Raw genomic sequence first — 19,788 nt, forward strand, 5'->3', positions numbered from 1 at the left:
ATGATGTAAGCACGGTAGGATGAACCCGACAAAAGAGCCATACCGATCATGTTATTAATAATAGTGTTGTGGGAGACTTTATTTATTTTTCAGTGCGTTTTTCACCTGTAGATGCCAAGCCGTTTTTATATGCGAAATATCTTATGTAGATTGCAAGATTTGATGCGTCAAGACTGTTTATTTTGCTTGCTTTGCTGATTGATACATAAAGTTTAATTTTTCCATCATATTAACATGGTGCCAAAATTAATCACATAAACCGAAGTTCCGCTGGATTCTTGGAGAGAGTCGGCAGTCAAAGAGGTAAAACGGGCAGCGGATTTATGGTTGCGTGATGCTCACCGAGAAATTCTCCAGCAATAATGGATCTTGGCATCGCGGGCGAAATCCTCCGGTATCATCGCTGCGCTGATGTCTTCAATGATCAAATCCGCCAATGCTGCTTGATCCATTTTGAAGCGGCGGAAATTGGTTGAGAAATATAAGTTTCCACCTCGTGCCAGCAAGGTTACAGCATTGCGGATCAGCTGCACGTGGTCTTTCTGGATGTCGAAGACTTCGTCCATTTTCTTGGAATTGGAAAAAGTGGGCGGATCAAGAAAGATCAGATCGAATTGCAGTTTTTGTTTTGCACTCGCTTGTTCGGTCAACCATTGCAGGCAATTGGCGCGTACCAGCTTGTGATCATCGCGGATACCGTTGAGGACAAAATTTCGTCGTGCCCAATCCACATAGGTATTGGACATATCGACCGTGACGCTGGACGCCGCACCGCCAATCGCCGCATGTACCGTGGCACTGCCGGTATAGGCGAATAAATTCAGGAAACGTTTGCCTCTGGCCTGTTGTTGAATCAATAAGCGCAGCGGCCGGTGATCGAGAAACAAACCGGTGTCCAGGTAGTCCTCAAAATTCACCCAGAATTTGCAGCCGCTTTCTTCAACGACATGAAAATGACGGGAATTGCCTTGTTTTTCGTATTGGTCGGTGCTTTTTTGTTTGCGGCGTATTTTTAGAAATACTTGCTCGGCAGGAATTTCCAGCACTTTGGGTATTTCCGCCATCACGCCGGCCAGCCGCTGATTGGCCTTGGCAGGGTCAATCGTTTTCGGCGATTCATATTCCTGGACATTGACCCAGGTTTGCTCGCCTTGATAAACATCCACTGCCACCGCGTATTCCGGCAGGTCGGCATCGTACAACCGGTAACAATGCACCTGATTTTGTTTGGCCCACTTGGTCAGTTTTTTTAGGTTCTTGCGCAAGCGGTTGGCGAACATTTCCGCCTGGTTGTCGAGTTGCCCGGCTTGGGCGCGGCGGCTGATGTGTTCGATGCGTTCCTGTTGCGATTTGGCTTTTGGTTCGAAGAAAGCTTTTTCCTCAATCGTGAGGCGCAATAACTTGCATTCTAATGCGCCATTGAACAGCGTGATCGGCTTGTGCGAACGGATGCCCAATTTAAAACCCAACTCCGGATTGGCGATGATGATTGCCACCTGCCAACCGACAAAGCGCTGTTTCAAGACTTCACCGAACTGGCGGTAGAGCAGGGCGGCTTGTTCTTCATCGCCAAGTCGTTCGCCATAAGGGGGATTGCAGACGATCAAACCTTTGTGCCAGCTTTCCTTGGCTGCGGCATCGGTGATGTCTCGCCTTTCGATGTGGATTTTGCCTTGTAAACCGGCGTTCTCAATATGCTGCAACGCGGCGGTGACGGTGTGGCGATCTTGGTCGAAACCGACGATCGCCGGCAATTTATTCAGGCCTATCTCGCGGCGCTGTTGCGCTTCGTCTAAAACACTTTGCCACCGTGTGGCGTCGTGCTGCTTCCAGCCCAAAAAGCCGAAATAATCGCGCTGCAAGCCTGGTGCGATATCCCCGGCGATCAATGCGCCTTCCACCAGCAGCGTGCCGGAGCCGCACATCGGGTCGAGCAGCGAGCCGCCTTGCTGGGCGATTTCCGGCCAACCGGCGCGCAGCAAAATGGCTGCTGCCAGGTTTTCCTTGATCGGCGCGGCAATGCTGACTTCGCGGTAACCACGCTTATGCGAACTCTCGCCGGATAAATCCAGGCTCAGTTGGGCAGTGTCGTTGTGCAGATAGACATTGACGCGGATGCTGGGGCGCTCGGTATCGACATTGGGCCGACTGCCGAACTTGGCGCGCATTTGATCGACGATGGCATCTTTTACTTTGAGTGCGCCAAAATGGGTGTTGTTGATCGCCGCATTGTTTTTGCTGCTAAACGATACCGCCAGGCTGTCATCAGCGTTCAAATGCTCGGACCAGTCGATGCATTGAATGCCGTCATAGAGATCCTGCTGGGATTTAACCTCGAAGCTGCTGAGCAATAATAGCACGCGGCTGGCGGTGCGCAACCATAAACAGGCGGTATAGGCCATCGCCAGATCGCCCTGAAAAGCCACGCCGGCCATTTTCTGCTGCACATTTTTCCCGCCGAGCGCTTGGATTTCATTGGCGAGAATGCCTTCCATCGCTTTCGGCGTGGTGGCGAAGAGTTGATATTGCGTCATGATTCGTGATTGTGGTCTGAATAGCCGCGTAGCATACTCGAATGTGCTGCCATTGCGCTGGCTTTTTTCAGTCTAGTTACTCAGAGTGTTACAGTGACTTTTTCCCTGGCATATTCCACCACTTGGCCAGCGCGAATCTTGCAGGTTTTGCGCAGCTCAACCTGACCATCCACTTTGACCATACCTTTTGCAATCACGATCTTGGCCGCACCGCCGCTCCCGGACAAGCCGGTGATTTTCAATAGATCATTCAATGCGATGGTGTCGTGGCCTGCGAGACTGAATTCACTCATGGTTTGCCTTGTTTAAATTGGATGTAGATGGCTTCGACTTTCTCTTTTGCCCACGGCGTTTTGCGCAGAAACTTCAAACTGGACTTGATGCTGGGATCTTGTTTGAAACATTTGATATCCACCTTTTTAGCCAGTCCCTCCCATTCATATTGCGCATGCAACTCGATAAGTAACGCTTCCAAGGTCACGCCTTGCAAAGGGTTTTTGATTTGCGGGTGCTGGATATTTTCGGGGTTGGGCATAGTTGCAGGGTGAATTGTTAACTGAGTTGTATTATACGTGTTGCATGGTATGCAGCAATTGAGTTTCTAGCCCGCGGGGGAATTTCTTTGCGATGGGTCTCTTTTAAATGCTTTTACCAGTTTGTGCGGGTCGATTTCGTGCCGTTGATTTCGCGCGGCGGATGCCCACCACGTGAGTTGCGTGAAGGTTCTATCGAAATAGCCGGCCCAGCTTTCAGCATCGACATTCTCGAGAAACGTACCATCTTCAGCGAGAACCTCATGCGCTTTTGGAATCTGAACCATGGCCGAAACCGGCAAACAGCCGAGTTCTGACAGAAAAGTGCGCATCCCCACTGCAGCTCTCGCACCACCCCATTGCCCCGCCGAATAAGTGACAATCGCGCTGGGTTTATACGAAAACAGCGAACTGCCGAAGTGATTGAGCAAATGCGCTAAGGCGGGGCTCATCGAATGATTGTATTCAGGACTCACCATGATATATCCGTCAGCAGTTGCGATCTTTTCCGCCAGGGATTGAAGCTGAGCGGGTGCTTTATCGCGCGCGTAGGCAAAGTGGGGCTTGAATATCGATCCAAGATCAAAATCCAGCGGATCGATCAGCTCCGCAGAATGATCGCCTTGATGCATCTGCGATGCACATGCTCTCGCGACTCTCAGACCAAGGCGGGGAGGGTTGGGTGGGGAACTGTCGCGGACTGTGCCAAGGAAGATTAAGAATTTCATCGATATTCTATGGAAAGTTGATATAACGTAAAGTTGAGGGGTGCCGTGCGTTTGCGGCATTCCGCTCGAACGGCAGGTTAGCAATTTTCGTTGCCATAATGAAGCTTCCCTTGTTTGTGTAACTTTACGAACGATTTGGCAGGCTCATAGAGTGGAGGATACTTGTTGTTCAGTAGCGGCTCCAATGTGTAAATATAGAATAATTCGACATCCTCCAAGTGCATTTCTGGAATACCACCAAAGCACCAGAAATGAGAAAAAGTGAGCTGCGACTTACGATGTTGAATAAGACGATTGTAAATAGTGTTGGATTGGCCGACGTAAACTATCTCTGACTCTTGGATTAAGAAATAAATGCCACCTTTATTGGGACCTTCGCCATAGGTATAGAGAACGGAATTTTTTAATATGTGATCAGGGGTATGTAAAAATTTCGGATAACTTTGCATTAGCCACTTTATGGGTGTGATATCCACCACCTTCCAAGGTTCCTGTGGAAGTAAGTAGATGTTATCTCCTTCAAATTCAAATGTGTGATGAGGAATAGGCATTACTAACGTAATGTATACGAAATGATTTATCTAATAATGCTTAGCGGATGTCGTGTCATCATGGCTAGAAATAGATATCTCGTTGTTAAAACTTATTAAAGTTTATAGCAATCAGAAAAATTGTATCAGCAAATACACCATCACTATTTACAACAAAAAAATAGTCGCCAGACTCAGAAAAATAAAGAATCCGCCACTATCCGTCACGGCAGTAATCATCACGCTGGAGCCGATGGCGGGGTCGCGTCCGAATTTGCGCAGGGTCAGCGGGATCAGCACACCGAGCAGCGCTGCCAGCAGCAGATTCAGCATCAGCGCCAGGGACATGACCAGACCCAGTTCGGCATTTTGATAAATTGCGAAGGTAAACAAGCCGACCACGGCGCCCCATAGCAGGCCATTGACTGCGCTGACGCCGATTTCCTTGGCGATCAATTTCCAGGCGCTGCTGGTGTTGATTTGATCCAGTGCCAGTGCGCGTACGATCATGGTGATGGTTTGATTGCCGGAGTTGCCGCCTATGCCAGCGATGATCGGCATGAGTGCTGCGAGGGCGACCAGTTTTTCGATGGAGTCTTCAAACACGCCGATGACGCGGGACGCGATAAAGGCAGTGACCAGATTGATCGCCAGCCAGACCCAGCGGTTTTTAACGCTTTTTAAGACTGGCGCAAAGAGATCTTCTTCTTCGCTCAAACCGGCCAGATTCAGCGCTTCATTCTCTGCTTTTTCGCGGATAAAATCGATGACGGTGTTGACGGTGACACGTCCCAGTAATGTGCCGCTATCATCCACCACGGAAGCGGAAACCAGATCGTAGCGCTCAAACGCATTGGCAGCTTGTTGCGCGACATCGTGCGGACGCAGTTTGATCATTTCCTTGGCCATCACTTCTGCAACCAGGATATCGGGGTCGCTGACCAGCAATCGGTTAATCAGTAGTACGCCTTTTAATTGCTCATTCCGATCCACGACGAATAGCTGATCGGTATGATCCGGCATTTCTTCCAGTCGGCGTAAATAGCGCAAAACTACCTCTAGCCGGACATCTTCACGAATTGTGATGACATCGAAATCCATCAATGCGCCCACCGAGTCTTCGGGATACGACATGGCGGCACGCAGCTGCTCACGTTCTTCAATCGGTAACGAGCGAAAAACATCGTCCATGACTTCCTGCGGCAAATCGGGGGCAAGATCGGCAATCTCGTCGGCATCCAGATATTCCGTCGCAGCGACCAATTCCTGATTGCGCATGTCGGTGATCAGTGTGGCACGAACGGCATCGGAGGTTTCCAGCAAGACTTCTCCGTCCCGGTCCGCTTTGACCATGCTCCAGATCAGGAGTCGGTCTTCCAGCGGTAGTGCTTCTAAGATAAGCGCAATATCAGCGGGATGCAGTTGATCCAAAAAATTTTGTAATTCGGCCAGATTCTGCTTTTGCACGGAAGAGTCGACAAGCGTGTCGTCAGACGTATCCTGCAAATGCACCAGACCTTCCACCAACTTGTATTTACGCAATAGATAAGTGGCCTGGCTTAGCGGGGTGGGCGAATCTTCGTTGTCGTTGTGATGGTCGGTTTCGGTCATAACGGGTTTGCGCTAGCAGACAGCTTTATTAATGTAAGTGAGTTCAGGGTGGTTATACGCTGAACAGTTTGCAGCTTGGCGACTGGAGAGTATAACCTTCTGTACTGTATCAATACTATACGATTGTTGGGTGGATTGCTGTGAAATTACTTTCAGTTGAAAGGATATGTGCAGTGCAAAATTAAATTCACATTGGCGATTTCAGCATCGCAATCACAGGCTTTGTCTGCGGTCTGACATTGCGCCATACAAAGAACGATTCAGCCGCTTGTTCGACCAGCATGCCGACGCCATCGGCTATCTGACGCGTGCCATGTAGTTGCGCAAATTTGAGAAAGCGTGTCGGTTCGCGGCTATACATCATGTCGTAGGCGAGGATGGTTTGTGCAAAAATACCGATTGGCAATTCAGGCAGCGCATCGTGCAGGCTGGCGGAAGTTGCGTTGATGATGATGTCAAACTGGTCACCAGAGAAGTGTATGAAATCGCCTGCAATGATATTGCCATAAGCGCTGAATTGTTGTTGTAACGTTTCCGCCTTATGCGGTGTCCGATTGGCAATGGCCAGCAGGGATGGTTTTTGTTGCAGCAGTGGCAGGATGACTCCCCGTGCTGCGCCGCCCGCCCCTAAAAGTAGTATGCGTTTGGTAGCAATGGGGATACCCAGATTCAATTCGATGTCGCGTACCAGTCCTGCACCGTCGGTGTTGTCACCAAGAATTTCATTACCATCAAATTTAAGCGTATTAACCGCCTGAGCGATAGTTGCGCGCTCGGTTAAACGGGTCGATAACTGGAAAGCTTCCAGTTTGAACGGTACGGTAACATTCAACCCTTTGCCGCCTTGATGGCGAAAACTTTCCACCGTTGACTTGAAATCATCCAACGCAGCTAAGATGGCAACATAGTGCACGGGCTGGTGGGTTTGTTGTGCAAAGGCGGTGTGTATGAGGGGTGATTTGCTATGTGCAATGGGGTTGCCGATTACCGCGTAAGAATCAAGCATAAGTATAAGAATCTATGATTAAAGTAGTGAACGGTTGAATTGAATCAATTGATTCCGGTCGTCTCTGGATTGTTACTGACTCAATAGCATATCCGAAGGGGCAAACACCCAAGTTCGGGTGATATGTAGAATATCGGTATCCTTACTAATATCCGGTGGGAAAGGCGCAAATCCGTTTTGTCCGGCAAGTTTCACGATATTGATGGCGGCTTCGTCGAGAATTTTTTCTCCGGATGACCGGTGGATTTCAATCGCTTCCAGGCTGCCATTCGCTCGAATACTGACCGTGAGTTGTAAATTGCCATAGAGCTTGCCTTTTCTGGCGGCTTCGGGGTAATTCAGATTGCCGATGCGCTCGACTTTAATGCGCCAATCCTCGACATAGCGGGCAAAACGATATTCCTTGGTGCGTGCGCCTACAAATTTTCTTTTCGGGCGTTTTTGATAATCATCATGATCCTGATCGATCTGTGCCCTCAAACGGGCAATATCAAGGCTGCGCAACAATAAATCAGCAGCATCGGGCGCCGTGTCTTCGTCTTCGTCTTCAGCTTCATCGGGTAGTGTACTGAGTTGCTGAGCTTGTTTGGTTTCATCGACAGCAGTCATGAGTTTCTTGGCTTCTTGTTCCAATTGCTTGACTTTTTGTTGCATTGCGATGTCATCGGTTACCGGTTTATTGGTCGGTTTGCTTGTGGTCGGTTTGCGTGTGAGCGGTTTGCTTTTGGGCAATACTGGGAAAGGTGTTTTCGCACGACGATTATCATCCGTATTGCCGCCACCATCGAGATTATCTTGTGCAAGTAGCTCGGTTTTTGTCGGTTTTGTCGGTGTTTTATTGTTGACCAGCACAACTTCCAGCGATGTGGCGATTTTATCTAACTTGGGCTGCGGGAATTGAAAAGTCATTCCAAACAGTACAATGACATGTAAAAACAGTGAAGCAGCCATCGCCACACGCAGGCGATTGACTTGGGAATGTTGGTGGCTGCCGGCTACTGTGGGTGCAGTTTTGTGTGTGTGAATGGTAACAGCCAAAGGATCGAACCTTGAAAGTTAAGTCTAAATTGCTCAGATAATCCCGATATTGTAGGGAACAAAGATTTGCTTGTCACATGATTAGCAGGCCGTTGAAGAACTTCTGCATTGTCGCTACGGTATTAACAACAGGTGCAAGATGCGCATTGATCACGTGTAAATGACGCTTTCTCGCCTGTTTTTGTTTGACATCGGTCGCCTCGAAAACATTTTCCAACGGCTTGCTGGCGATTAATCTACGCATCCTGTTTTTGCAGGAATTCTGCATGTAAGCTGCGTTCAAGCAAGTCTATTTCAGACAATTTAAGTTGCACGTAAGTACCAGGTGCGATTTCCGGTAATGAAGGTATTCGTGTTACCAGCGGGATACGATCCAGTTTTACCAGATTTTCTTTAATGACTTGGGCATTGGTAATCTGAATCTTTTCTTGCAATAACCAGCGCAAACACCAGTAACGTTCCATGGCGCGCTGAAATTCGCCATAAATACCATAAGCTGTTTCAAAGTCGCGCATTGCGATTAAAAGACTATTGCTCTCTTTGGTGTAAGGAGGAGGCTCTCTACGCAATAGCGCGATGAGTTGCCGCTGATTGACTAAATCGACGTAGCGCCTCATGGGAGAGCTACTCCAGGCGTATTGCGGAACGCCCAGACCTTGATGCGGAGCGGGTGAAGTGCTCATTTTTACCTTGCCATTGGACTGGCTGCGAAAGATGCCGGTAATGCCCGCATCGGTCAATTGCTTGCCCCATTCGGTGTTGACATAAATCATCAATTCCGACACCACCTTGTCGATCGGTGAGCCGCGGCGGCGTTCGTTGATTGTGACGTGATCATTGTCGATTTCAAAACTATAATCAATTTTGTCATTATTGGTGTCATTCGCTTTGCCACGTTGATTTTCCATCTTGCAAGCAAATTTCCACAACAAACTTAACTCCTTGCTGAAGGTATGTGCAAAATTTCCTTTGTTCAATGAGGTTTCGTTGAAGTGTTGCTCCAGCATGTTGTGACGTAAATTTGCTGCAACTTTTATTTTCTCAATTTTGCTCTCGCTGCTGATCACAGTAAAATCATCGGCTACGTCAAGATATAATGACAGTGAGGGTTGCAGTCGGTTTTCAGTGAGTGTGAAATGATGGATGATTGCGTCCGGCAGCATGGTAATCTTGTTGCCAGGCAGATAAACTGTCGATAGTCGCGTTGCGGCAGCTTGATCGAGTGCTGATTCAGGATCAATTCCCAGTGCAGGCGCTGCAATATGAATACCAATGCGAAAGCTTCCGAATGGTAATAAGGTAACAGAAAAAGCATCATCAATTTCAGTGGTCGAAGCGTCGTCAATACTGAATGCGACGACATCCGAGATCGGCAGATCAAGAAAATCATGCAGCGTTGGTTGTGACTCCAGTTCACTGAAGTGGACACCTTCAGGAAAATGCTCCCAGATGAATTGGTTGAAGTGATAGTCATGCGAGGACGCGATGGCGCCGCATTTTTCCATCAGTTTGACAACCGTGAGCTTTTTCTCTGTGCAGGCGGTTTCGAGTGCTTTCCATTCAATGGAATTTTTATCCGGTTTGTAGAGTAAATTAGGTATGCGCGCTTTAAATTCTTCGGGTAAGACAAAGCGGTTTAATTGCTCAACATAACGTGCTTGTTGCTCCGCTTGCCGGCGTTTCTTTTCTTGGCTGGCCAATGCGGCTTTCAGTGCATCAGGTGGCGCTGCTTTATAACGTCCCAGTGCTTTTTTATAAAAATACATGGGTGCATTCTGAAGCAGTAGCAATGTGGCGGCAGCTTCAACCGGACTGGGTGTGTGACCAAAATAATCAGCGGCAAGGGCATCGCTGGTAAATTCTGTATCCTGTGTGCAGCACTCCCATAGAAAATTGGGATCTAATTCGTCAGTAACTTTCTGCACATGCTCCATGAACTCGGATAGAGGGGGAGTGGAGAATCGAAACAATACTGATGTTGCCTTGATCTTGGAACGTTTGCCATGCACGGCCTCTATTTGCAAAGAGGTCGTATTGTCAGCCAGTATGGCACCCACCTTAAAGGTCCCAGTTTCTTCGTAAAAAACATTCATAAGATTGTTTTTATCATTCCGATTGAGGAGTTAAAACAGAGTTGCTGCATAATGAAAGATTGAGTTGTTATGACAAGAAATTAAGCGCTTTGGCATTCAATTCACAAGATTTGCATTTCAGTATGTATGAGGCTATTAGTCCCGCATTATATACGAGACATTTAAAGGGAAGATGAAAAACGGTAGACAATTGTTGTTAGAGATAGTGCCAATATTTTTCAATGGATTGATGGCGCTTATAATACTCATGACTCGGAACATCAAAGTTTGGCGATGAGTTTTGGATTTTAGCCGGCGATTCTCCATAGCCTTGCCACGGAGAATTGCAAGTTTAATAACCCTGATGTTTTTTTAGAAATGATTGGATAGTGTTCTTGAGTTCGGAATCAGGCAATGTCGTGGCTAATTGATTTAAACAGTCTTTACCGGTTTGGCTCAGTATTATTTTTTTATTATTGCTATCTCTTTCATTTGCAGAGGATTCTGTATTTATGGAAAGGAAATGTGCTTGCACCAAAATTTGAATTGCAGTAACTTCCCACCCTAGTTTTTGCAGTTTGAGCAGCAATGAGGGTGAAATTTGCTTAAGTTTTGATGCAACAGCACCATTCTCAGCCATTATCGTCAACCTGCCATTAGAGATTCGACCTATATTGCAATATTGCGCTAACTGCGCAGGGATAAGTTTAGAAAATGTTAACTGGTCTCTATATAATTGCTGAGCTAAAGAGAATAAGCTCTCATATTCAGCTGTCTTGCCAAGCAGATTAAGATAAGAATTAACTTTATAAGAGGTCATGGCTATTGAAAAATATCCAGTGAATACAATATATGAATATTATTTTTATTTCCAATAAATCAGAGCGCGCAAGAAAAATAACGCTGACTGGAAAGTACATTACAGTATTAATCAGCATTTTTTTATTGATCATCATAGCATTGGCTTTGAGTTTGAATTTTGTTTCTTTACGTTATGCTGATCGAATCGATACGCCGGTGTTAAGAGCGGTATTAGTTAGTCCGCAAGAAGAAAGGCATCAGAAGATTCAAACGCATTTACAAGACAATTTGAATATCATGGCAAGTAGACTGGGGCAAATGCAAGCACAGTTGTTGCGTTTAGATGCCCTCGGTGAACGTTTGGCCGAATCTTCCGGAATTAAGTCGCGTGACCTTTTGTTTAATGGCGTGCCGGGGCAGGGTGGTGCACGTACTGATCTTGCATCCGAGGAATTAACTTTTGGTGAATTCAATCATAAGCTTCAAGAGTTATCCAGCATGCTGGATGAAAGGTCGGATAAGCTGGGGGCGTTAGATTCTTTATTGCGTCATGATCGGTTGACGAAATATGTGTTGCCTTCTGAAATGCCTGTTGAGACGGATTGGTATTCTTCAGGTTACGGTTACCGCATAGACCCGTTTACGGGAAAGAGAGCGTTCCACGAAGGGGTGGATTTCTCTGCGGAAGTAGGTACACCGATAAAAGCTGCCGCTGGTGGAATAGTGGTCTACTCGGATCGTCACCCTGAATATGGTAATATGGTCGAGATTGATCATGGCGGTGATCTGGTGAGTCGTTATGCCCATGCATCGAAACGCTTGGTGGTGTTGGGGCAAGTTGTGTTACAAGGACAAAAAATAGCGGAAGTTGGCAGTACGGGGCGTTCTACAGGATCTCACTTGCATTTCGAGATTAGACATAAAGACAAGTCATTGAATCCGTCTAGATTTTTAAAAAGGCCGAGTTAAACGGAGTTTAGCAGGTCGTTGAAAAACGTTTTCAAAGAGGTAGTCGATATCAGGCAAGAATAGGTGAGATGGCGCGTTTGTGCGTAATAAACGATTATCTTGAGTCTGTTTTTAATATCGCAGTGGCGCAAATAGTTTTTCAATATCTGGGATGTTGGCTATTCATGAATAAGTGCATGTTTGATGGTTTTCGACTTAAGAATTTTAAATTCTCAAGTAAGCGGTTCAAATTGAGTCGATATTTTCTTTAGTATTGTTGTGGGGTGAGGTAAGAATCTCACCCTTTATTTTTAGATATATTGTTTAAACAGAATTTTCAGAGACTTTATGCTAGGTAATCTACTTAAAAAGATTTTTGGTAGCCGCAATGATCGAATGATCAAACAGTACGCTCAAACTGTGCGCATTATTAATGAAATGGAATCAACCATTGCGGAATTGTCAGATACTGATTTGCGTGCCAAAACAGATGAATTCAAGCAACGTATTCAGAACGGAGAGACGCTGACTGCATTATTGCCTGAGGCATTTGCGGTGGTACGAGAAACCGGCAAACGTGTTCTGGAAATGCGTCATTTTGATGTGCAGCTCATTGGTGGCATGGTGCTGCATGAAGGTAAGATTGCTGAGATGCGCACAGGTGAGGGTAAAACGCTCATGGCAACTTTGCCGGCTTACTTGAATGCATTGTCAGGTAATGGTGTGCATATCGTGACGGTCAATGATTATCTAGCAAAGCGTGATGCCGAGTGGATGGGAAAGATTTATCAGTTTCTCGGAATGAGTGTCGGTGTGATTTATGCGCACATGCTACATCACGATAAGCAGGCGGCTTATGCTGCAGATATCACATATGGCACTAATAATGAATATGGTTTTGATTATTTGCGCGACAATATGGTGACTCATCCCGATGAACGTGCTCAACGTGCGCTTAATTTTGCAATTGTTGACGAGGTGGATTCGATTTTGATTGATGAAGCGCGCACGCCATTGATCATTTCCGGTCAGGCGGAAGGTGATACAGAGATTTATGTGCGTATCAATGCATTGATTCCTAAATTAATTCGACAAGAGACAGAAGAAGGGGCAGGTGACTTCAGTGTGGATGAGAAATCCCATCAGGTTACGCTCAGTGAATCCGGTTTTGAGCATGCAGAAGAATTGCTGGCTGGAGCTGGATTGTTGAAATCTGGATCCAGTCTTTATGATCCAGCTTATATTAATCTGATTCATCATTTGAATGCAGGCTTGCGGGCGCATAGCTTATATTTTTTAGATCAGCATTATGTCGTGCAAGATGGTGAAGTGGTGATTGTCGATGAGTTTACCGGACGCTTGATGGCTGGTCGCCGCTGGTCCGATGGGTTGCATCAAGCCGTGGAGGCCAAAGAGGGTGTTGCCATTCAGAAAGAGAATCAAACGCTTGCTTCCATTACCTTCCAGAACTATTTCCGTATGTATCAGAAGCTGTCGGGCATGACGGGTACAGCTGATACGGAAGCTGCTGAGTTTCAACAAATTTACGGACTGGAGACGGTGATCATCCCAACGCATCGACCGATGATTCGTGATGATCGTATGGACTTGGTATTTCGTACGACGAAAGAGAAGAACGAAGCCATTATTCAGGGAATCAAGGAATGTTATGAACGTGGGCAACCAGTTTTGGTGGGTACGACGTCTATTGAGAATAATGAGTTGTTATCCAAGTTGCTGGATCGAGAGAAACTGCCGCATCAAGTTCTGAATGCAAAGCAACATGCCAGCGAAGCAAATATTGTTGTACAGGCCGGTCGGCCCAAAATGATTACCATAGCGACCAATATGGCGGGTCGTGGTACCGATATCGTATTGGGAGGTAATCCGGAACCGGAAATTGAACAGTTACGACATGATGAGAAATTGAGTGAGGATGTAAAAGAGCAACGTATCAATGAAGTCCATTCAAAATGGAAAGTAACGCATGAAGAGGTTTTAAATACGGGTGGTTTGCACATTATTGGTACTGAACGGCATGAGTCGCGCCGTGTGGATAACCAGTTGCGCGGACGCTCGGGCAGGCAGGGGGATCCAGGCTCCAGTCGTTTTTATCTGTCTTTGGAAGATCCGTTGTTACGCATATTTGCGTCGGATCGTGTTGCCAACATCATGACGCGCCTTAAGATGCCAGAAGGAGAAGCGATTGAACATCCTTGGGTGACTCGTGCTATTGAAAATGCCCAGCGCAAAGTTGAGGCGAGAAATTTTGATATGCGTAAGCAATTGCTGGAATATGATGATGTCGCTAATGATCAGCGACACGTGATTTACCAGCAGCGTAATGAACTATTAGAAGCAGAACATGATATTTCAGAAACGATCGTGGTGATACGTGAAAATGTTTTAAGTAATTTATTCAGTCAGCATATCCCGCCAGGCAGTGTTGAAGAGCAATGGGATGTAGCAGGCTTGGAGAAAATGCTTATGGCCGAGTATCAACTGCATTTCCCACTGCAAAAATGGCTTGAACAGGAACCGGAATTACATGAAGAGAATTTGTATGAGCGCATTATTAATCTCACAAATGAGCAATATCAAGCTAAGGTAGAGAAAGTGGGTGCTGAGATTATGCATCACTATGAACGTGCTGTGATGCTGCAGAGCTTGGATTCGCATTGGCGAGAACATTTGGCCGCATTGGATCATTTGCGCCAAGGCATACATCTACGTGGTTATGCACAAAAGAATCCAAAACAGGAATATAAACGAGAGGCTTTTGAGTTGTTTACCAATATGCTTGAAGAAATCAAGAGTGAGGTAACAAAAATACTTTTGACCGTACAAATTAAGAATGAACAACAAGTTGAGGCTGTAACTGAAACATTGCGCGCACCAGAAAATGTGCAATTCCATCATGCCGACTATAACGAAGCATTGGATGAGGATGCAAGCTATGTAAAAGATCAAGATGAGAAACAGCCATTTGTGCGTCAGAATGACAAAGTAGGTCGCAATCAACCATGTCCATGCGGATCGGGTAAAAAATATAAACAATGTCACGGTAGGATTAAATAGCTTGGGTTCGTTGACATTCACATAGATATCGATAGTCATAAATTTCACACGTCATATCAGTTCCGCCATCAATGGTTAATCCACTTGGAACAATTACCTATTGCTGTCATGTAGATTGCATTTACTGTCAATGGTTTCTTGAAGAAGATTCTTTCCAGCTTTGACTGGGAATCATCATTAAGCATCGCAAACTTATTTTTTGGTCATATGGAAAGCTCAATAATGTGAGCTTGTCCTATTTATGAAATGGTTTTCTGTGAATATCAACAGATCCAAATTGAAGCGGATGAGAAGATCTGTTGGAATGTATTTTTAAAATCAGTCATAGCGCTGTATGGGTTCGGTTTCTATAAATAAAATGATGAATCTCTATATTAATGAGTCAGTTTATTAGTTCGATTTGTGTGATTTTCTTATATATTATAACTACTTAGAAATACTTTTAAGTATTCTCTATAATCCTATAGTGGTTATGTTATACTGCGCACTTTTATAATTTAAACTTTACAAAAGTGCTGGTGAGATTAGTGTAGAGTGAGTTTGCCGCTTTATTGATTGATAGTTTTTTGTGAAAAATATTACTGATGGAATAGTTTAATATGGCAGATAGTTTCAGCATCAATGATGAAATGAGTGGCAGACGGAAGTTTTTAGTTGCTGCCACTTCTGTGGCAGGTGGTATTGCGGGCGCTGCGATTGCAACGCCTTTTTTGTTAAGTATGATGCCCAGTGAACGAGCTAAAGCAGCAGGAGCGCCGGTAGAGGTTGATATATCAAAACTTGAGCCCGGAATGCTTATAATGGTTGAGTGGCGCGGGAAAGTTGTGTGGGTTTTGAATCGTACGCCAGAGATGCTGGAGACTCTTGTGAAAGTGGAGGGAGAGTTAGCCGATCCGAATTCAGACAAGAAACAGCAACCAGAATACGCCAAGAATCGTACACGTTCGATTAAGCCGGCAATACTGATTATCGAGGGTGTTTGTACACACTTGGGATGCTCGCCCGTATTTAGGAAAGAGATTGCTCCTGCTGACCTAGGTCCGGATTGGCTGGGCGGTTTTTTCTGTCCTTGCCATGGATCAAAATTTGATTTGGCGGGGCGTGTATATAAAAGTGTACCGGCTCCAACCAATTTGGTTGTTCCTCCTCATACATATTTGAGCGATAGTCGTCTTTTAATTGGATCTGAAAGCGAGGGATCTGCGTAAATGAGTAAGTTATTTAATTCAATGATCGAATGGGTCGATAAACGTTTTCCGTTAACATCCAACTGGAGAGCGCATCTTTCTGAGTATTATGCGCCCAAAAATTTTAATTTCTGGTATTTTTTTGGCTCACTAGCCTTATTAGTTCTGGTGAATCAACTGATTACCGGAATTTTTCTTACTATGAATTATAAGCCGGATGCCAGCTTGGCTTTTTCTTCAGTAGAATACATCATGCGTGATGTGGATTATGGCTGGTTAATCCGCTATATGCATTCCACAGGTGCATCAATGTTTTTTGTCGTGGTTTATCTGCATATGTTCCGCGGAATGATGTATGGCTCTTATCGGAAGCCACGTGAACTGTTGTGGCTGATTGGTATGGTCATATTTTTTGTATTGATGAGCTTGGCATTTACCGGATATATTCTGCCATGGGGACAAATGTCTTACTGGGGTGCGCAGGTGATCGTGAGTATGTTCGGAGCCATTCCAACGATTGGAGAAACGCTTCAGCACTGGTTGCTGGGAGATTTTACGCTTTCAGATGCCGCGCTCAATCGTTTCTTTGCTTATCATGTCGTAACATTGCCCCTAATACTTTTGATATTGGTTTTTGCGCATATCTTAGCACTGCACGAAGTTGGATCAAATAATCCAGACGGCATTGAAATAAAACAAAATAAAAATCCAACAACAGGTATTCCGGTAGATGGGATACCATTTCATCCTTATTATTCAGTTAAAGATATAGTCGGTGTTGTGGTATTCCTGATGGTGTTTTGTGGAATTATCTTCTTCGCTCCAGAAATGGGCGGCTATTTCTTAGAGTACAATAATTTTATACCCGCTAATACATTGCAAACACCGGATCATATTGCACCAGTCTGGTACTTCACGCCTTACTATTCAATGCTACGGGCGGTGACTGTTAATTTTCTGTGGGTAGATGCAAAGCTATGGGGTGTAATATTAATGGCTGGTTCAGTGGTTATCTTCTGTTTCTTACCATGGTTAGATCGAAGTCCGGTTAAGTCAATACGGTACAAAGGCGCGTATTTCAAAACAGCCTTAACGCTCTTTGTAATCAGTTTTTTTGTATTAGGTTGGCTCGGAACAAAATCTCCGACTCCTTTATATACTTTATTAGCGCAAATCTTTACAGTCATCTATTTTGCTTTCTTTATTTTAATGCCATGGTATAGCAAGATAGATAAAACAAAACCTGAGCCAAAAAGAGTAAAAGAGTAAAAAAATGAAGAAAATAACGATTCTTATGTTTGTCGTGTGTATGGCTCCATTTAGTTTGTTCGGTTCTGAGCCTGGCATGTCATTAGATAGTGCTCCAGTTAACACAATTGACAACGCTTCGTTGCAGCGGGGTGCAGAAAGCTTTGTTAATTATTGCCTGACTTGTCACGGTGCAAGTTTCATGCGTTATAATCGCCATCGTGATATCGGATTCACTAATGAACAGATTCTTGATAAATTGGTATTTACAGGTCAGAAAGTTGGCGATCTGATGCAATCTGCAATGTGGAAAAAAGAAGGCGAAGAATGGTTCGGTGTTGTGCCACCTGATTTATCAGTGATAGCTCGCTCGCGAGGAGCGGATTGGTTATATACTTACCTAAGGGCATTTTACCGCGACGATTCCACAGTGACCGGATGGAACAATCTAGTTTTTGATCGAGCAGCGATGCCTCATGTATTATATCAATTACAGGGTGAACAGAAACTGGTTGTTAAAACAAGTGATAAAGGTGAACAAAAAACCTTGGTTCTTGATAAACAAGGAGAAATGACTAAGGCTGAATTTGATAAATTTGTTGGTGACTTGGTTAATTATCTGGTTTATTTAGGTGAACCTCACGCCAATGCTCGTAAGGAATTGGGTTTTATAGTAATGGCTTTTCTTTTAGGTATGCTGGTTTTATCCTACGCATTAAAAAGAGAGTATTGGAAAGATATTCATTGACGTTAAACTTGCTGAATATATTGGTAACTAAGTCAGAGAATAGAAGTTATGATGACATTATATTCAACAATTACGTGTCCATACAGTCATCGATGTCGGATTGTTCTGCACGAGAAAGACATGGATTTTCAGGTAATTGACGTTGATCCAAATAGTAAATCAGAGGACTTGGCGGTAATTAGTCCATACGGTAAAGCACCTGTACTCGTAGAACGCGATCTGGTACTTTATGAATCAAACATTATTAATGAGTATATTGATGATCGTTTTCCTCATCCTCAATTAATGCCTGCAGACCCAGTAATGCGTGCTCGTGCGCGTTTATTGTTATACCGCTTTGAACAAGAATTATTCTGTCATATTGCTGCGTTTGATGGTTCGGATCAAAAGACAATTGATAAAGCACGCACGGTGATCGCAGATCATCTGACGATGATTGCTCCAATCTTTGATAAACAGAAGTTTATGCTGGGCGATGAATTCTCAATGCTTGATGTGGCAATAGCACCGTTATTGTGGCGCCTCGAGCATTTCGAAATTCGTTTGCCTAAACAGACAGCTCCATTGCTGAAGTACGCAGAAAGGTTGTTTAGTCGTCCACTGTTTATTGACGCATTGTCAGCTTCAGAGAAAGTTATGCGAAAATGAGTATTAATCATACTAAGCCATACTTAATTCGCTCTATCTATGACTGGTGTATTGATAATAATTTTACCCCCTTTATTTCTGTAAAAATTTATCCAGGACTTGATGTGCCAATTGAATATATCAAGAATGATGAGATAATCTTTAATATTAGTGCGAGAGCTGTGCATGATCTTATAATTAATGATGAAATTATTTACTTTATGGCGCGTTTTAATGGTGTATCAAGAAAACTAGAAATACCTATGGATGTCGTTAAGAATATATTCGCAAAAGAAGTAAATCAAGGAATAGCATTCACGCTTGATAAATGGAATGAAAATAAAAAAATATCGAATAAACAAGAAAGTAATAAAGCCATAGATTCTTTGACTTACCAGTCTAAGAATGCGAATAAACCCAATTTACGAGTAATCAAATAGCTCTATCAGTATAGATTTATTTTATTATTGTGCTGTGCCGGCATAGCTCAGATGGTAGAGCAGCTGATTTGTAATCAGAAGGTCCCGAGTTCGATTCTTGGTGTCGGCACCATAAAAGCAATGGCTTGCAATTTTCGTGCAAGCTGTTTTTGTTACCGGGGTTACGCTGGGGTTACATCGCGGCAATCTAGCAACCATTTCTAAAACACTCTTTTACTTTCTTTCCAAGCGATCATGATGTGTGCTGTCAAAAATGGAGTCCATGTGTTTTAAGCAGCGGCTAGATTTGCATAGTATCGCTGTGTAAATTGTGCTGGTGACAGATAACCTAATCTTTCCTGCTTACGCTGCCTGTTATAGAAGATTTCGATATATTCGGTAATCTCCTGAATGGCTTGTTGCCGTGTTTTGAATCTCCGATGATGCACCAATTCGGTTTTAAGTATCCCCCAGAAACTTTCCATCGGAGCATTATCATAGCAATCACCTTTACGGCTCATGGAAGCGATCATGCCAAATTGTTGTAATAGATTCTGATAATCATGCGCACAGTATTGGGCACCTCGGATGCCCTTCTAAATGTCAAGCGGCAATCTGTGCGCTATTGATTAAATTATTTCTTTTTCTCAAAGTGTAATATACCTCTCTAGCGATATAAC

17 protein-coding genes, 1 tRNA gene and 1 pseudogene are annotated in these 19,788 nt (G+C 44.5%); 8 read left to right on the forward strand and 11 right to left on the reverse strand.

Annotated elements, in window-relative coordinates; all coding sequences use genetic code 11:
- Positions 1 to 338 precede the first annotated feature (338 nt).
- The 10 genes from rlmKL to C8R34_RS08510 all read right to left on the reverse strand — a co-directional run bounded on the left by rlmKL (position 339) and on the right by C8R34_RS08510 (position 10,872).
- A complete protein-coding gene (rlmKL, locus tag C8R34_RS08465; RefSeq protein WP_110339779.1) occupies positions 339 to 2,534 on the reverse strand; it encodes a bifunctional 23S rRNA (guanine(2069)-N(7))-methyltransferase RlmK/23S rRNA (guanine(2445)-N(2))-methyltransferase RlmL in 2,196 nt (731 codons plus the stop codon).
- Positions 2,535 to 2,614: 80 nt separating this feature from the next.
- On the reverse strand, positions 2,615 to 2,827 hold the full coding sequence (locus tag C8R34_RS08470) for an RNA-binding S4 domain-containing protein (RefSeq protein WP_110339781.1): 213 nt from the start codon (positions 2,825 to 2,827) through the stop codon (positions 2,615 to 2,617).
- Positions 2,824 to 3,069 (reverse strand): VF530 family DNA-binding protein, encoded by a 246-nt coding sequence (locus tag C8R34_RS08475; protein WP_110339783.1) that lies wholly within the window; start codon positions 3,067 to 3,069, stop codon positions 2,824 to 2,826. The genes C8R34_RS08470 and C8R34_RS08475 overlap by 4 nt, the downstream gene beginning before the upstream one ends.
- A 66-nt stretch (positions 3,070 to 3,135) precedes the next feature.
- The gene (locus C8R34_RS08480; protein WP_309146182.1) at positions 3,136 to 3,855 is read right to left on the reverse strand and encodes an NAD(P)H-dependent oxidoreductase; all 720 of its coding nucleotides are present in this window, start codon (positions 3,853 to 3,855) and stop codon (positions 3,136 to 3,138) included.
- Between the two features lie 638 nt (positions 3,856 to 4,493).
- On the reverse strand, positions 4,494 to 5,936 hold the full coding sequence (mgtE, locus tag C8R34_RS08490; RefSeq protein WP_110339789.1) for a magnesium transporter: 1,443 nt from the start codon (positions 5,934 to 5,936) through the stop codon (positions 4,494 to 4,496).
- Positions 5,937 to 6,123: 187 nt separating this feature from the next.
- A complete protein-coding gene (gene aroE, locus C8R34_RS08495) occupies positions 6,124 to 6,942 on the reverse strand; it encodes a shikimate dehydrogenase (protein ID WP_110339791.1) in 819 nt (272 codons plus the stop codon).
- Between the two features lie 72 nt (positions 6,943 to 7,014).
- Positions 7,015 to 7,980, reverse strand: a complete 966-nt coding sequence (locus C8R34_RS08500) for an energy transducer TonB (protein WP_258364429.1) — start codon at positions 7,978 to 7,980, stop codon at positions 7,015 to 7,017.
- Between the two features lie 73 nt (positions 7,981 to 8,053).
- Positions 8,054 to 8,224, reverse strand: coding sequence for a hypothetical protein (locus C8R34_RS16460; protein WP_165872543.1), 171 nt, complete (start codon positions 8,222 to 8,224; stop codon positions 8,054 to 8,056).
- On the reverse strand, positions 8,217 to 10,073 hold the full coding sequence (locus C8R34_RS08505) for a ribonuclease catalytic domain-containing protein (RefSeq protein ID WP_110339793.1): 1,857 nt from the start codon (positions 10,071 to 10,073) through the stop codon (positions 8,217 to 8,219). The genes C8R34_RS16460 and C8R34_RS08505 overlap by 8 nt, the downstream gene beginning before the upstream one ends.
- 331 nt (positions 10,074 to 10,404) lie before the next feature.
- Positions 10,405 to 10,872, reverse strand: a complete 468-nt coding sequence (locus C8R34_RS08510; RefSeq protein ID WP_110339795.1) for a DUF721 domain-containing protein — start codon at positions 10,870 to 10,872, stop codon at positions 10,405 to 10,407.
- Between the two features lie 32 nt (positions 10,873 to 10,904).
- Here C8R34_RS08510 and C8R34_RS08515 point away from each other — a divergent pair, with 32 nt between their 5' ends.
- From C8R34_RS08515 to C8R34_RS08550, 8 genes are all read left to right on the forward strand, one after another.
- A complete protein-coding gene (locus C8R34_RS08515; RefSeq protein ID WP_110339797.1) occupies positions 10,905 to 11,822 on the forward strand; it encodes a M23 family metallopeptidase in 918 nt (305 codons plus the stop codon).
- Positions 11,823 to 12,149: 327 nt separating this feature from the next.
- A complete protein-coding gene (gene secA, locus C8R34_RS08520; protein WP_110339799.1) occupies positions 12,150 to 14,879 on the forward strand; it encodes a preprotein translocase subunit SecA in 2,730 nt (909 codons plus the stop codon).
- Between the two features lie 599 nt (positions 14,880 to 15,478).
- Entirely contained in the window at positions 15,479 to 16,087 is a 609-nt protein-coding gene (gene petA / locus C8R34_RS08525; protein ID WP_110339801.1) for a ubiquinol-cytochrome c reductase iron-sulfur subunit, read from the forward strand.
- Positions 16,088 to 17,335, forward strand: coding sequence for a cytochrome bc complex cytochrome b subunit (locus C8R34_RS08530; protein WP_110339803.1), 1,248 nt, complete (start codon positions 16,088 to 16,090; stop codon positions 17,333 to 17,335). It begins immediately after the preceding gene.
- A gap of 4 nt (positions 17,336 to 17,339) precedes the next feature.
- Complete coding sequence (locus tag C8R34_RS08535) at positions 17,340 to 18,062, forward strand: cytochrome c1 (protein WP_110339805.1); 723 nt, start codon at positions 17,340 to 17,342, stop codon at positions 18,060 to 18,062.
- A 48-nt stretch (positions 18,063 to 18,110) separates the two neighbouring features.
- A complete protein-coding gene (locus tag C8R34_RS08540) occupies positions 18,111 to 18,710 on the forward strand; it encodes a glutathione S-transferase N-terminal domain-containing protein (RefSeq protein WP_110339807.1) in 600 nt (199 codons plus the stop codon).
- Entirely contained in the window at positions 18,707 to 19,129 is a 423-nt protein-coding gene (locus C8R34_RS08545) for a ClpXP protease specificity-enhancing factor (protein ID WP_110339809.1), read from the forward strand. Before C8R34_RS08540 ends, C8R34_RS08545 begins: the two co-directional genes overlap by 4 nt.
- Before the next feature lie 36 nt (positions 19,130 to 19,165).
- A tRNA-Thr gene (locus C8R34_RS08550) sits at positions 19,166 to 19,241 on the forward strand.
- A gap of 157 nt (positions 19,242 to 19,398) precedes the next feature.
- On the opposite strand, the pseudogene C8R34_RS08555 reads toward C8R34_RS08550, so the two are convergent.
- Positions 19,399 to 19,695: pseudogene (locus tag C8R34_RS08555) on the reverse strand (IS3 family transposase); the annotation flags it as partial.
- Positions 19,696 to 19,788 lie beyond the last annotated feature (93 nt).

The sequence above is a fragment of the Nitrosomonas sp. Nm84 genome (assembly GCF_003201565.1).
Taxonomy (GTDB): domain Bacteria; phylum Pseudomonadota; class Gammaproteobacteria; order Burkholderiales; family Nitrosomonadaceae; genus Nitrosomonas.

Coding starts and splice junctions, on each gene's coding strand:
- petA (WP_110339801.1), top strand. CDS start 15,479: ATGGCAGATAGTTTCAGCATCAATGATGAAATGAGTGGCAGACGGAAG.
- C8R34_RS16460 (WP_165872543.1), bottom strand. CDS start 8,224: ATGCGTAGATTAATCGCCAGCAAGCCGTTGGAAAATGTTTTCGAGGCG.
- rlmKL (WP_110339779.1), bottom strand. CDS start 2,534: ATGACGCAATATCAACTCTTCGCCACCACGCCGAAAGCGATGGAAGGC.
- C8R34_RS08510 (WP_110339795.1), bottom strand. CDS start 10,872: ATGACCTCTTATAAAGTTAATTCTTATCTTAATCTGCTTGGCAAGACA.
- C8R34_RS08505 (WP_110339793.1), bottom strand. CDS start 10,073: ATGAATGTTTTTTACGAAGAAACTGGGACCTTTAAGGTGGGTGCCATA.
- C8R34_RS08480 (WP_309146182.1), bottom strand. CDS start 3,855: ATGCCGCAAACGCACGGCACCCCTCAACTTTACGTTATATCAACTTTC.
- C8R34_RS08470 (WP_110339781.1), bottom strand. CDS start 2,827: ATGAGTGAATTCAGTCTCGCAGGCCACGACACCATCGCATTGAATGAT.
- secA (WP_110339799.1), top strand. CDS start 12,150: ATGCTAGGTAATCTACTTAAAAAGATTTTTGGTAGCCGCAATGATCGA.
- C8R34_RS08545 (WP_110339809.1), top strand. CDS start 18,707: ATGAGTATTAATCATACTAAGCCATACTTAATTCGCTCTATCTATGAC.
- aroE (WP_110339791.1), bottom strand. CDS start 6,942: ATGCTTGATTCTTACGCGGTAATCGGCAACCCCATTGCACATAGCAAA.
- mgtE (WP_110339789.1), bottom strand. CDS start 5,936: ATGACCGAAACCGACCATCACAACGACAACGAAGATTCGCCCACCCCG.
- C8R34_RS08540 (WP_110339807.1), top strand. CDS start 18,111: ATGATGACATTATATTCAACAATTACGTGTCCATACAGTCATCGATGT.
- C8R34_RS08515 (WP_110339797.1), top strand. CDS start 10,905: ATGAATATTATTTTTATTTCCAATAAATCAGAGCGCGCAAGAAAAATA.
- C8R34_RS08530 (WP_110339803.1), top strand. CDS start 16,088: ATGAGTAAGTTATTTAATTCAATGATCGAATGGGTCGATAAACGTTTT.
- C8R34_RS08535 (WP_110339805.1), top strand. CDS start 17,340: ATGAAGAAAATAACGATTCTTATGTTTGTCGTGTGTATGGCTCCATTT.
- C8R34_RS08475 (WP_110339783.1), bottom strand. CDS start 3,069: ATGCCCAACCCCGAAAATATCCAGCACCCGCAAATCAAAAACCCTTTG.